Genomic DNA, 12,387 nt, shown 5'->3' with positions numbered 1-12,387 from the left:
GCAGGCAGGTGACCGGACGACCCTTACGGGGGCGCGGGCCAGGGTGCCCGCGTCCCCGGCGGGGGCGTGAGCAACGTCTCGCCCACAAGCCCGTTTCGTGCTGGCAAAGTGGATGCGAGCCAGTGGGGAAGCCACTGCCAGACGACGTCAGCGAGAAGACATGACCGCGACCACTGCCACCGCTGTCCGCGCGCGGGCCCGCACCGGCGGCCCCCAGGAAGACGGGCCGAAGCTCCTGGAACACCTGGCGGGCTGGACGCTCGTCGTGGTCCTCGCGATGCTCGTCACGCAGGCCGGTCTGCTGTGACCCCACTGCCGTAACCGTCCTCGTCCGCGTCGTCGAGGCCGGCCCGCCAGTGCCGGTGGGGGACGCCCACCAGGCCGTACAGCCACCGCACCGGCGAGCGCCCGTGCAACAGCGTGAACCCCGCCACGACCGCGAACAGCGGCAGCCCGAGCCACCCGCCGAGCAGGCGCACCAGCACGCTCGCGAGGAGCGCGCCCACGAACGGCAGCCCGTACACCCCGGCGGCGGCGATCACGACGGCGAGGACCCTCGGCACCTTCCGGTCCTGGTCGGCCCCGGGCAGCGACCAGCCCTCCATGAGCCAGCCGATCTCGGTCGCCAGCATGGTCCCGATCACGGCGGCCCCGAAGAGCAGCAGCGCCAGGAACGTCCCGGATGTCAGGAAGTCCAGTACGTGATTGACGACGCCGTCCCGCGGCCAGTCGGCGAAGTCCTCGGCGCCGGGTGAGAGGAACCGTTCGTACCCGCGGCCGTCCCACCCGTGGACGAGCGCCCCGAACAGCAGGAAGTACCCGCCGACGCACTGGAGGTAGGCCCAGTAGCCCGCCCCCACGAGCACCAGCGCCTGCGCCACGAGGAACCCGAGGATCGCGGCCACCGGGATGCCACCCGCGTAGAAGAGGACGAACCCCGCCCACACGCCGTCGTGGCCGTCCGCGACGTGCATGGTCGCCCAGGCAGGGTTCTGCCACAGCAGGAAGAGCCCCGTCGGCACCAGCAGGACGGCGGCGAACAGCGCCGTGAGCGCCAGGTAGGGGTTCGCGGCCCGGCTGCGGGTGCGCGGCCCCTCACCTGCGTTGATCCGCTCCCACACCTGCAACTGGCGCCCGGCGGAGAGCGCGGACGTCGCGCCGATCGCGTACGCCCAGAAGAGGGCGGCCTGGATCTGGATCATGCCGAACCCTTCATGCCGGGATGGTCATGCCGAGGCCTTCAGGGAGAGTCCGCCCGCCACGATCGAGTCCGAGGTGACCAGGGCCTGTTCGGCACTGACGTCCGTCATGAAGACGAACGGCGGTACGAGGGGCGGGACCGGCAGCCTGTCGGGCGTGAACGTCAGACAGAGCAGTCCCTCGATGCACCCCTTGAACTTGGTCAGGTAGAGCGTGACGGAGCCGCTGAGGTCCAATGTGTCGGCGCCCAGGGCGAGTTCATCGCCTCCGTCCCGCGTCCTCAGCGCGTAGTCGGTGAGCGAGGCGGCCTTCATCCGCAGCACCATGACCTTCAGCGGGCCGTCGGCGGTCGGGATCTCGGTGACGCCCGCCACGATGAAGGCCTGCGGGGCGAAGAGCGTGGTGGTGATGGTCGGCGGCGTCCTGGCCGCCACGATCGGCTCGGCGGCGGGCGGGGCGCCGGGCGGGACCGCCCGGGCCGGACTCCCGTTCACGATCCCCGCGACGATCACCACCGGCAGCAGCACGGCGAGCGTCCGCGTGCCCTGCCCGTCCCGCACCCGCGGCGGCGCCGGGTCCTCCTCGGCGTCCTCGGGCACCGGTGTCCACCCGAAGCCCATGGCGCTGCCGGCGATCCCCAGGAGCATGCCGACGAGGAACCCGCCGAGGTTCGTGGCGGCGAACGACAGCACCGAGAGGATCAGGGCGTTGACGCTCACATAGTGGTGCGTGTGCGGCAGGAACCACAGGAAGAGCCCCGCCACGACCAGCGCGATTCCGATGCCGACCGCCGCGATCCCGCCGAGCCCGAGGCTCACCAGGACCGTCAGCGGCGAGAGCGGCACCAGCAGTAGTTCGGCGCCGCCGAGGATCAGCAGCAACCCGCCCCAGAACGGCCGCGTACGCCGCCACCTGCGCAGCACCCGCCGCTGTTGGGGCCAGGGCAGTCGCCGGTCCAGGGGGCCGCCGCCGTCCTTGCGGAAGGGTCTGACGCCGCCTGAGCCGCCGCCGGTCAGAAGCACTTCTTGCCGCCGAGGCTGACGTCGACCCGCATGCCCTTGAGCCGGAAGTTCCCGCCGGTCGCCGACCAGGCGTGGGACTTCACCCCGGAGACCGTGATGTCCCCGGCCTGGAGCCCGAACTTGCCCCGCTCGCCCTTGACTCCGGGCACCGCGTCCAGTGTCGAGGCGTCCCGGCCGATCTGCGCGGTGCCGAAGCGGGCGTCGCCCACCAGGTCCTCGCCGTCGATGACGAGGTTGCTGGCGGTGACGTTCCCCGCGTCGCCGCCCGCGGTCAGCTTGAAGACCACCGTGCCGAGCGGGGTCTTCACCTCCGCGGCCTGACAGATGTCGGACAGGGTCGCGTCACCGATCCCGAGGAGCGCCACCGGGTGCCCCTTGCCGTCGATGTCCCGGTCCGTCTGGACGTACGAGGACAGGCCCTCGCTCGTCAGCTTGCCCGAGGAGACTTGAAAGCTCGTGCCCGAGACGGCGAAGGACGCGGCGAGCGCGCCCTCGGCCATCACGGACGCCATCACACCGACGGCCAGCACGGCCGGCATGGCCACCACGGCCGTCTTCTTCCAGGAGGTCCTGCCCTCGCGTAACGCGTTGCGGCTAGCGCCCACTGTTCTTCCTCCCGTACGTCGTTCCGCGTCGTCAAGCGTGCGTAAGGGGAGTGCGTGAAGCGCCGTCGGGAGCCGGCCGGCAGGTGGCACCGCTCTGCCATACTGCGGACATCCCACGGCAGTTGGAGACTAGGGCCGAAATTGAATAATAGTCAACAGCGCGGTACCGGCCGTTCCGCGGCTCGCCGCGCCGAGCTCATCACCATCGGCCGGAAGCTGTTCGCCGACACGTCCTACGACGCCCTGTCGATGGACGACATCGCGAGGCAGGCGGGCGTCGCCAAAGGGCTGATCTACTACTACTTCAAGTCCAAGCGCGGCTACTACCTCGCGATCATCGAGGACTCCGTCGCCGACCTGGTCGCGCGCGCCGGACGCCACGACGACCTGCCGCCCGTGGAGCGCGTGCAGCGCACCATCGACGGCTATCTGCGCTACGCGGAGCAGCACCAGGCGGCCTACCGGGCGATCATCAGCGGTGGCGTCGGCTTCGACGCCGAGGTGCACGCGATCCGCGACGGCGTGCGCGAGGCGATGATCAAGGCGATCGCCGAGGGGACGTACGGCCGCGAGGACATCCCGTGCCTCGCCCGCACCGCGCTGCTCGGCTGGCTGTGCAGCGTCGAGGGCATCACGCTCGACTGGGTCGGGCACCGCGGCCTGGCGCGCGAGCGGGTCTGCGCCCTGCTCGTGCGCACCCTCGGGGACACGCTGCGCGTCATCGAGGACTTCGAGCCGTCGTTCCCGGCGCCGTCGCGGTCATGAGGGAGGGGTGGGAGCCGAGAACCGGCTCCCACCCCAAAACCCGTGCCCGGTACGTCAGTTCATCGGCGCATCAGTTGATGGCCTTGATCAGCTCACCGTTCGCCGTATCGCCGCTGAGCTCCCAGAAGAACGTGCCGCCGAGCCCCGCCTGGTTCTTGTAGTTCATCTTCCCCGCGATGGTCGCCGGGGTGTCGTAGCTCCACCAGTTGTTCCCGCAGTGCGCGTACGCGGTCCCGCCGACCGTGCCGTTCGCCGGGCACTTGGTCCGCAGTTCCTTGTAGTCGTCGATGCCCTGCTCGTATGTGCCCGCGGCGGGCCCGGTCGCGGAGCCGCCGGGTGCCTTCTGTGTGACGCCCGTCCAGCCGCGTCCGTAGAAGCCGATGCCGAGCAGCAGCTTATGGGCCGGGATGCCGAGGCCGCGGAGCTTCTTGATCGTGGCGTCGGAGTGGTACGAGGCCTTCGGGATGCCGGTGTAGGAGGTGAGCGGCGAGTGCGGGGCGGTCGGCCCCTTCGCGTCCCAGGCGCCGAAGTAGTCGTACGTCATCGGGTTGTACCAGTCGACGTACTGGGCGGCGCCCGCGTAGTCGGCCGCGTCGATCTTGCCGCCCGCGGAGGCGTCCGCCGGGATCGCCGCCGTGACGAGGTTGCCGCCGCCGAACTTGGCGCGGACCGCCGCCATCAGCTTCTTGTAGGCCTCGCGCCCGCTGGTGTCGCAGGTCAGACCGCAGGCGTTGGGGTACTCCCAGTCGATGTCGATGCCGTCGAAGACATCGGCCCACTTGGAGTTCTCGACCAGGTCGTAGCAGGACTGGGCGAAGGCCACCGGGTTCTTCGCGGCCTCGGTGAAGCCGCCCGACCACGTCCAGCCGCCGAAGGACCACAAAACCTTGAGGTCGGGGTGCTTCTTCTTGAGCTTGCGCAGCTGGTTGAAGTTGCCGCGCAGCGGCTGGTCCCAGGTGTCCGCCACGCCGTCCACGGACTGGGCCGCGGTGTAGGCCTTGTCGGTCGCGGCATAGGCGTCGCCCATCGCGCACTTGCCGCCCTGGACGTTGCCGAAGGCGTAGTTGATGTGCGTCAGCTTGTTGGCCGAGCCGGACGTCTCGATGTTCTTGACGTGGTAGTTCCGGTCGTAGACGCCCCACTCGGTGAAGTATCCGACGACCTTGGAACCGGCGGCGTCCTTCGTCGCCGGGGCCTTCTCCGACTCGGCGGCGGCGCTGCCGGCCCGACCGAGGAGCCCCGCGCCGAGGACGGCGCAACAGGCGGTGGCGATCAGGGTGCGGAGGCCGGGGCGCAGGGAGTGCGGTCTGAGCATCATGTCTCCTCGTGGGGGGAGCCGGTGCGGCGCGGGGGAGGGGGGAAGTGCTGCTGTGGACCTGCGGATGTCCGCTGACATGCACGCTTTGGCATGAACGCGGTAAGTCGTTCAACGGAACACTAGGAGGACTAGACCAGTACGGTCAATGGTTCGGACCAAGCCCACCGGCCAACCCCGGACCAAGTCCGGACCAAGGCCGTCGCTTGCGGCGCTCGGTGGCCATCTTTCGAGTAAGCGGTCGTTAACCAGTGACTGGCTGCCGCCGATCGGGCATACTCAACGCGCCGCAGCCGCTGGTCAGCCGCTTCCGTGACCCGGGAGGAGACCCTGGCTCGGCATCGTTTCCGGCGTCGCCGCCTCACCCTTCGCGGGCGTCGCCGTAGCCCGACAGGGAGGAGAGCGTCATGCCCGACCACGCCCCGCAGCCGGTGGACCGACAGCTGCCGACGGATGAGGCCAGGGATCTGCTCTCACTGGTCCGGGACATCGTCCACCGCGAGATCGCGCCGACGGCGGCCGAGGAGGAGGAAGCCGGGCGCTTCCCGCGTGAGGTCTTCACCCTGCTCTCCGAAGCGGGACTGCTCGGTCTCGCGTACGACTCCGAGTTCGGCGGCGGCGACCAGCCCTACGAGGTCTACCTCCAGGTCCTGGAAGAGCTCGCCGCCGCGCGCCTGACCGTCGGCCTCGGCGTCAGCGTCCACTCGCTCTCCTGCCACGCGCTCGCCGGGTACGGCACCAAGGAGCAGCAGGGCGAACACCTGCCCGCCATGCTCGGCGGCGGGCTCCTCGGCGCGTACTGCCTCTCCGAGCCCTCGTCGGGCTCGGACGCCGCGTCCCTGCGCACGAAGGCCGTCCGGGACGGCGACAGCTGGGTCATCGACGGCACCAAGGCCTGGATCACGCACGGCGGCGTCGCCGACTTCTACACCGTGCTGGCCCGCACCGGCGGCGAGGGCGCCCGCGGCGTCACGGCCTTCCTGGTGCCGGGCGACGCCGAGGGGCTCACCGCGGCGGCGCCCGAGAAGAAGATGGGCATGAAGGGCTCGCCCACCGCGCAGATCCACTTCGACGGCGTCCGCGTTCCGGACTCCCGCCGCATCGGGGACGAGGGCCAGGGCTTCGCCATCGCGCTCTCCGCGCTCGACTCGGGGCGGCTCGGCATCGCGGCCTGCGCGATCGGCGTGGCCCAGGCGGCGCTGGACGAGGCGCTGGCGTACGCCACCCAGCGGCGGCAGTTCGGCCGGCCGATCGCGGACTTTCAGGGCATGCGCTTCATGCTCGCGGACATGGCGACGCAGATCGAGGCGGGCCGGGCGCTCTATCTGGCCGCGGCCAGGCTGCGCGACGCGGGCCGGCCGTTCGCCAAGCAGGCGGCCATGGCCAAGCTGCTGTGCACGGATGCCGCGATGAAGGTGACGACGGACGCCGTACAGGTCCTCGGGGGCTACGGCTACACGGCGGACTTCCCTGTTGAGCGCTTCATGCGCGAGGCGAAGGTGCTCCAGATCGTCGAGGGCACCAATCAGATCCAGCGCATGGTCATCGCCCGTCACCTCGCGGGTCCCGAGACGCGCTGAACTGGTTCCGGGCCGCGGGCGGCGCCACGAGCCGGGCCCACTCCGGGTCGTGGCGCCCGGGAAGCGTCCGGCCGCGCTCGGCCCAGTGGCGGATCAGGGCACGGTAGATCGGCGGGTCCTGGAGGGGGGACTGCGGGCGGGACTGTGGGTGCGCATGCGGCTGCGGGTGCGGCTGCGAGTGGGGGGCCGCAGGGGCTTGCTGGTGCACTGGAGGCCGGCGCGGCTGCTGGTACGTCTGTTGCGGGTAGACCAGTTGCTGGTACGTCGGCTGCGGATGCGCAGACTGCTGGTGCGCTGACTGCTGGTACGTCGGCTGCTGGTACATCTGCTGATGCGGCTCCGCCGGTTGAGCCCGCGGGGGAACCGATTCTGCGGAGGCGGGCACCATCACCAGGGTGCGACGCCGACGGCTGGTGGGGACGTGCGCCGGGCCCATGTCCGTGGGGGTCATGCCAGGCCAACGCCTGTTCCGGCGCCGAAGTCACCGCCGTGCGGATTAGGGCGTCAGTTCACGGCTATCCGCGTGTCGGGGGCGGCGGACGCGAAGCGCGCGGCGGGCGCACGGATCGGCGTACCCCGGCCGAAGCGCGCCTGCGCGCGCCCGAGAACCCCACCCGCGCCCCGCGCGGCCCCCGCCCATGCCCCACGGCTCCACCCACGCCCCCTCGAAGGCGGCCCCGCACGTCTATGGCCCCGGCTCCGGAACTGACGTACCGTCAACTCCGCGCCGGGGCCCCGCCCCCCAACGCGTCGAAGTGTCCCGCGCCCAGGGAGGCCTGTCGTGGAGGACGACCGTCCGGTCTCGCTCGACGAGTACCCCGTGCACCAGGTCCCCCTGTCGATGAAGCACGTCGCGACGGGCGACCGCAACGCCTACGACCGGTGCATCTTCCACCTCTTCGACCACGAGGGCCACGCCCTGCTCATCGTCGGCCTCGGCGTCTACCCGAACACCGGCGTCATCGACGCGTACGCCACCCTGCGCACCGGCGACACGCTGCACGCCGTACGCGCCGGCGATGCCCTCGGCGACGACCGCACGGACCTCTCGGTCGGCCCCTTGCGCATTACCGTCGACGAGCCGCTGCGCCGGCTGCGGCTGGAGTGCGCCGCCGACCCCGCCGACCCCACGTCCCTGTCGTACGACCTCTCCTGGAACGCCGACTTCCCCGCGCTCTGGGAGCCGCACCACATTCAGCGGCGCGGCGGCCGGCTCACCCTCGAAGGGCGCCGCTTCGTCCAGGCGGGCCACCCCTCGGGGACGATCCGCGTGGGCGGTGAGGAGATCCCCGTGACGGCGGGGGAGTGGACCGCGACCCGCGACCGCAGCTGGGGGGTGCGGCCCATCCCCGGCGAGGCAAGCGGGCGCCTGGAGGAGGAGTTCGCCGCCGAGGGCTTCCACTGGATCTGGTGCCCGGTGCGCTTCGAGGACCGCTTCCTGATGGTCGTCGTCCAAGAGGACGCGGACGGCTACCGCACCCTCAACGACGCCACCCTCGTCCACCCCGGCCATCGCGACCGCCAACTCGGCTGGCCGCGGGCCGACATCGCCTATCGCCCCGGTTCCCGCCACCCCGAGCGCGCCGTCATCCACCTCACGGACCCCGGTGGGCGCAAGCCCCTGGAGCTGGGTGTCGAGGTGCTCGCCTCGCTGCCCCTGGCCGTCGGCGCGGGCTACCCGCCCGCCGACGACTGGCAGCACGGCACCTGGCGGGGCCGCGGCTGGACCGACCGCCGCACCTACGACCTCGCGGACCCCGCGGCCCACCCGCTGGCCGCGTACGGCGTCATCGACCACGCCGCGCGTTTCACCCTGAACGGCCGGACGGGCCACGGCATCTTCGAGCACGGCAGCTTCGGCCGCCACGATCCGAGCGGGTTCACCGGTTTCGGCTCCGTGGCGCCCTGAGGCCGCCGGCAGTCCGACGAAGGAGCACGGACATGGCATCGGCACCCCGCCCCCGCACCACCACCCGCGACCCGGAAGAACTCACCCGCCGCCTCACCGCCTGGCTCGGTACCCGTCTGCCCGGCGCCAAGGCGGTCGACGTGAGCGTCCCGGAGTCCAACGGCATGTCCAGCGAGACCCTGCTCTTCACCGTCGAGCACCCCCAACCACCCCCGTGGGGCTGCGCGTTGCGCCTGGCGGCCGACCCGGCGGCGTACACGGTCTTCCCCGTCTACGACATGCCGCGCCAGTACCGCACGATGCGGCTCGTCGCCGAGCGCACCGACCTGCCGGTGCCGCGCGTCCTGTGGCTGGAAGAGGACCCCGGACCGCTCGGCGCGCCCTTCTTCGTCATGGAGCGGGTCGAGGGCCGCGTACCGCCGGATGTCATGCCCTACACGTACGAGGGGAACTGGCTGCACGCCGCCACCGACGCCGAACGCGCACACCTGGAGGAAGCCTCGGTCGCCCTCGTGGCCCGGCTGCACGACCAAGTCCCGGCGGGTCAGGCGCGGTTCCTTGCCCTGCCCGGTGAGGGCAGCCCGCTGCACCGCCACGTCGAGGCCCAACGCGCGTACTACACCTGGGCGGTGGACGGGCTGCCCCGCTCACCCCTCATAGAGCGCGCCTTCGACCGCCTCGAAGAGCTGTGGCCGCAAACCGAGGGCGAACCAGTTCTCAACTGGGGCGACGCGCGCATCGGCAACATCGTCTACGACGGCTTCGAACCCGCGGCCGTCCTCGACTGGGAGATGGCCGCGCTCGCCCCGCGCGAGGTCGACCTCGGCTGGATGATCTATCTGCACCGCTTCTTCCAGGACCTGACGGTGAGTTTCGGCCAGCCGGGGCTGCCGGACTTCCTGCGCCGGGACCGCGTCGAGGACACATACGCCCGGCTCACCGGACACGCCCCGCACGCCATGGACTTCTACACGCTGTACGCGGCGCTGCGGCACGCGATCGTCATGCTGCGCGTCGCCTGCCGCCAGGTCCACTTCGGCGAGGCCGCCGCGCCCGCCGGCCCACGGGAGGCGGACACGCTGATCCTGCACCACGGCAGCCTCGCGGCCATGGTGCAGGGCAGCTACTGGTGAATCAGGCGGCGGGCCGCTGCTGTTGGGCCGCGCGCATCGGGCGTGAACCGGGGCCGCCCACGTGCGAGAACGGCTGTGTCCGCCAGTCGAGTCCCTGAGGGAGCGTCAACAGCAGGGCGGTGTCCTGCTCCTGAACCTCCATCGACTCATCGGTGGGCGTGGCGTCCGTGGCCGCGCGGCCCGTACCGGCACAGACCGTGAGCCCGAACGGGTTCCACGGAGTGGGGCACAGCGCGTGCTCGGGCAGGACGTCCTCGTCGGCGAGGAGCGCGATCGGCTGCCCGCAGTCGGGGCAGTTCACGCGGTACATCTCAAAGGTGTCGTAGGCGTCGAGAAGGGCGTCAGCCGGTTCGACGCCCTCCGGCTCGGGCTCGTCGACCTGCTGCTGCTTGGCGCGAGTGGACCTGCCGGGGCGCTTCAAATTCTGCATGGGACTCTCCCCCTTGGGTGGGCCGACAAGGCGCTGCGGCCTCGACCACAGCAAGCACTTCCCGTCCCGTCGTAGGGGTAATCGTGGCATCCCATCGGACACGGTCGCAGCCGTGTGGCGTTCGTCACATGACCACGGGAGTCGCGTGGGCGGGCGAGTCCTTCGCACGCTCAGGTATCCGCGGGGATCAAGAGCCCTGTAGGTTCGGCGCATGGAGGAGCTGGACCGACAGATCGTGCAGCTGCTCGTCAAGGACGGGCGGATGAGCTACACCGACCTGGGCAAGGCCACGGGCCTGTCCACGTCGGCCGTGCATCAGCGGGTGCGCCGCCTTGAGCAGCGGGGCGTCATCCGCGGCTATGCCGCGGTCGTCGACCCCGAGGCAGTGGGACTGCCCCTGACGGCCTTCATCTCGGTGAAGCCGTTCGACCCCAGCGCGCCCGACGACATCGCCGAGCGCCTCGCCGGCGTTCCGGAGATCGAGGCGTGCCACAGCGTCGCGGGGGACGAGAACTACATCCTCAAGGTCCGCGTCGCCACCCCGCTGGAACTGGAGCATCTGCTGAGCCGTCTGCGCGCGCTCGCGGGTGTCTCCACGCGGACGACCGTCGTGCTCTCCACGCCCTATGAGGCCCGCCCGCCGCAGGTCTGAACGGCATGCGCTCCGGGGTGACCCCCGCGTCGGACGTCGGCCCGCAGGGGCGAGACTGGAGCCATGAGCCAGAGCACCGCCCCTGGGAACGACGCCCAGGGCCCCCAGGACCCCCACAGCCACCGCACCGTGCTGCTGCGCGGCGGCGACGTCCACAGCCCCGCCGACCCGTTCGCCACCGCGATGGTCGTCGAGCGCGGCCATGTCGCCTGGGTCGGCTCCGAGGGCGCGGCAGACGCCTTCGCGGACGGCGTCGACGACATCGTCGACCTCCAAGGCGCCCTGGTCACCCCGGCCTTCACGGACGCCCACGTGCACACCACGGCCACCGGCCTCGCCCTCACGGGGCTCGATCTGTCGGGGGCCCGGTCACTGGACGACGCGCTCGTATCCGTACGCGAACACGCCGCCGCACGGCCGCACGACACCGTCCTGCTCGGCCACGGCTGGGACGCCGCCCGCTGGCCCGGCGGCCGCCCGCCCACGCGCGCGGAGCTGGACGAGGCCACCGGGGGCCGGCCGCTCTACCTCTCGCGCATCGACGTCCACTCGGCGGTCGCCACCACCGCGCTGCTCGACCTCGTCCCCGGCATCACCGAGCGCACCGGCTTCCGCCAGGACGCCCCGCTCACCGGCGACGCCCACCACGGGGTGCGCGCCGCCGCACTCGCCGCCGTCACGCCGCGCCAGCGCGCGGAGGCCCAGCGCGCCGCCCTGCGGCGTGCCGCCTCCCTCGGCATCGGCTCCGTGCACGAGTGCGCGGGCCCGGAGATCTCCGACGAGGACGACTTCACCGGGCTGCTGCGGCTCGCCGCGCAGGAGCCCGGGCCACGCGTCGTCGGCTACTGGGCCGAGCACGGCGAGGAAGGCGTCGCGCGGGCCCGGGAGTTGGGTGCGCTCGGCGCCGCCGGTGACCTCTTCGTGGACGGCGCCCTCGGCTCGCACACCGCCTGCCTCCACGAGCCGTACGCCGACGGCGACCACACCGGCACGGCCCACCTGGACGCCGCCGCCGTCGCCGCCCACGTCGTGGCGTGCACCGAGGCGGGCCTCCAGGCCGGCTTCCACGCCATCGGAGACGCCGCGGTGAGCTCCGTGGTCGACGGCATGCGCCGGGCCGCCGAGAAGCTCGGCCCGGCGCGCGTCCGGGCCGCCCGGCACCGCGTGGAGCACGCCGAGATGCTCACCCCCGAGACGATCGCCGGCTTCGCGGAGTTCGGCCTCACCGCGTCCGTGCAGCCCGTCTTCGACGCCCTGTGGGGAGGCGAGGACGGCATGTACGCCCAGCGCCTCGGCGCCGAACGGGCCCGCACCCTCAATCCCTACGCGGCCCTGCTGCGCGCCGGTGTGCCCCTCGCCTTCGGCTCCGACAGCCCCGTCACGCCGCTCGGGCCCTGGGGCACGGTCCGCGCCGCCGCCTTCCACCGCACGCCCGAGCACCGCGTCTCCGTGCGCGCCGCGTTCACCGCCCATACCAGGGGCGGCTGGCGGGCCGTCGGCCGCGACGACGCGGGTGTCCTGGTGCCCGGCGCGCCCGCGGACTACGCCGTGTGGCGCACCTCCGATCTGGTGGTGCAGGCCCCCGACGACCGCGTGGCCCGCTGGTCGACCGACCCGCGCTCGGGCACGCCCGGCCTGCCCGACCTGTCACCGGGGGCCGAACTCCCGGTCTGCCTGCGTACGGTGGTCGGCGGCCGGACGGTCCATGTGGGGCCGGACGAGTGATGTACCGGCGGTGCGCGGTGCCGGTCACGGCCCGCCGGGGCTCCGCACGAC

At 72.1% G+C, this 12,387-nt stretch carries 12 protein-coding genes; 7 read left to right on the top strand and 5 right to left on the bottom strand.

Features of this window, described 5'->3' with window-relative positions; all coding sequences use genetic code 11:
• Positions 1–160 precede the first annotated feature (160 nt).
• A complete protein-coding gene (locus ACOBQB_RS15795) occupies positions 161–307 on the top strand; it encodes an SCO1431 family membrane protein (protein ID WP_423592383.1) in 147 nt (48 codons plus the stop codon).
• Here the strand turns inward: ACOBQB_RS15795 and ACOBQB_RS15790 are convergent.
• Genes ACOBQB_RS15790 through ACOBQB_RS15780 form a run of 3 tightly spaced genes read right to left on the bottom strand, consistent with a single transcriptional unit; the run spans position 285 to position 2,761 of the window.
• Entirely contained in the window at positions 285–1,202 is a 918-nt protein-coding gene (locus tag ACOBQB_RS15790) for a hypothetical protein (RefSeq protein ID WP_423592381.1), read from the bottom strand. The genes ACOBQB_RS15795 and ACOBQB_RS15790 overlap by 23 nt on opposite strands.
• A 24-nt stretch (positions 1,203–1,226) precedes the next feature.
• Entirely contained in the window at positions 1,227–2,222 is a 996-nt protein-coding gene (locus ACOBQB_RS15785) for a DUF6114 domain-containing protein (protein ID WP_423592379.1), read from the bottom strand.
• Positions 2,213–2,761 (bottom strand): DUF6230 family protein, encoded by a 549-nt coding sequence (locus tag ACOBQB_RS15780; protein WP_423598510.1) that lies wholly within the window; start codon positions 2,759–2,761, stop codon positions 2,213–2,215. The genes ACOBQB_RS15785 and ACOBQB_RS15780 overlap by 10 nt, the downstream gene beginning before the upstream one ends.
• Before the next feature lie 207 nt (positions 2,762–2,968).
• Here ACOBQB_RS15780 and ACOBQB_RS15775 point away from each other — a divergent pair, with 207 nt between their 5' ends.
• Positions 2,969–3,592, top strand: a complete 624-nt coding sequence (locus ACOBQB_RS15775) for a TetR/AcrR family transcriptional regulator (RefSeq protein ID WP_423592378.1) — start codon at positions 2,969–2,971, stop codon at positions 3,590–3,592.
• Between the two features lie 70 nt (positions 3,593–3,662).
• On the opposite strand, the gene ACOBQB_RS15770 is transcribed toward ACOBQB_RS15775, so the two are convergent.
• Positions 3,663–4,907, bottom strand: a complete 1,245-nt coding sequence (locus tag ACOBQB_RS15770; RefSeq protein WP_423598508.1) for a glycoside hydrolase family 18 protein — start codon at positions 4,905–4,907, stop codon at positions 3,663–3,665.
• A 407-nt stretch (positions 4,908–5,314) separates the two neighbouring features.
• Here ACOBQB_RS15770 and ACOBQB_RS15765 point away from each other — a divergent pair, with 407 nt between their 5' ends.
• The 3 genes from ACOBQB_RS15765 (at position 5,315) to ACOBQB_RS15755 (ending at position 9,529) form a co-directional block, all read left to right on the top strand.
• Entirely contained in the window at positions 5,315–6,487 is a 1,173-nt protein-coding gene (locus ACOBQB_RS15765) for an acyl-CoA dehydrogenase family protein (RefSeq protein ID WP_423592376.1), read from the top strand.
• Between the two features lie 781 nt (positions 6,488–7,268).
• Positions 7,269–8,396: a hypothetical protein gene (locus ACOBQB_RS15760; RefSeq protein ID WP_423592374.1), complete on the top strand. Its 1,128-nt coding sequence runs from the start codon at positions 7,269–7,271 to the stop codon at positions 8,394–8,396.
• Between the two features lie 32 nt (positions 8,397–8,428).
• Positions 8,429–9,529, top strand: a complete 1,101-nt coding sequence (locus tag ACOBQB_RS15755; RefSeq protein WP_423592373.1) for a phosphotransferase family protein — start codon at positions 8,429–8,431, stop codon at positions 9,527–9,529.
• A 1-nt stretch (position 9,530) separates the two neighbouring features.
• Here ACOBQB_RS15755 and ACOBQB_RS15750 read toward each other — a convergent pair whose 3' ends face one another.
• A complete protein-coding gene (locus ACOBQB_RS15750; RefSeq protein WP_423592372.1) occupies positions 9,531–9,959 on the bottom strand; it encodes a hypothetical protein in 429 nt (142 codons plus the stop codon).
• A 211-nt stretch (positions 9,960–10,170) separates the two neighbouring features.
• Between ACOBQB_RS15750 and ACOBQB_RS15745 the strand changes: the two genes are divergently transcribed.
• Positions 10,171–10,611 carry an Lrp/AsnC family transcriptional regulator gene (locus ACOBQB_RS15745; protein WP_030789227.1) on the top strand — a complete coding sequence of 147 codons (441 nt, stop codon included), beginning with the start codon at positions 10,171–10,173 and terminating at the stop codon, positions 10,609–10,611.
• 63 nt (positions 10,612–10,674) lie between these two features.
• Positions 10,675–12,336 (top strand): amidohydrolase, encoded by a 1,662-nt coding sequence (locus tag ACOBQB_RS15740; protein ID WP_423592369.1) that lies wholly within the window; start codon positions 10,675–10,677, stop codon positions 12,334–12,336.
• Positions 12,337–12,387 lie beyond the last annotated feature (51 nt).

Source organism: Streptomyces sp. G5(2025), assembly GCF_049542075.1.
Taxonomy (GTDB): domain Bacteria; phylum Actinomycetota; class Actinomycetes; order Streptomycetales; family Streptomycetaceae; genus Streptomyces.
Note: the sequence above shows the minus strand (reverse complement) of the source record. Positions and strands in the feature narration are given on the sequence as shown.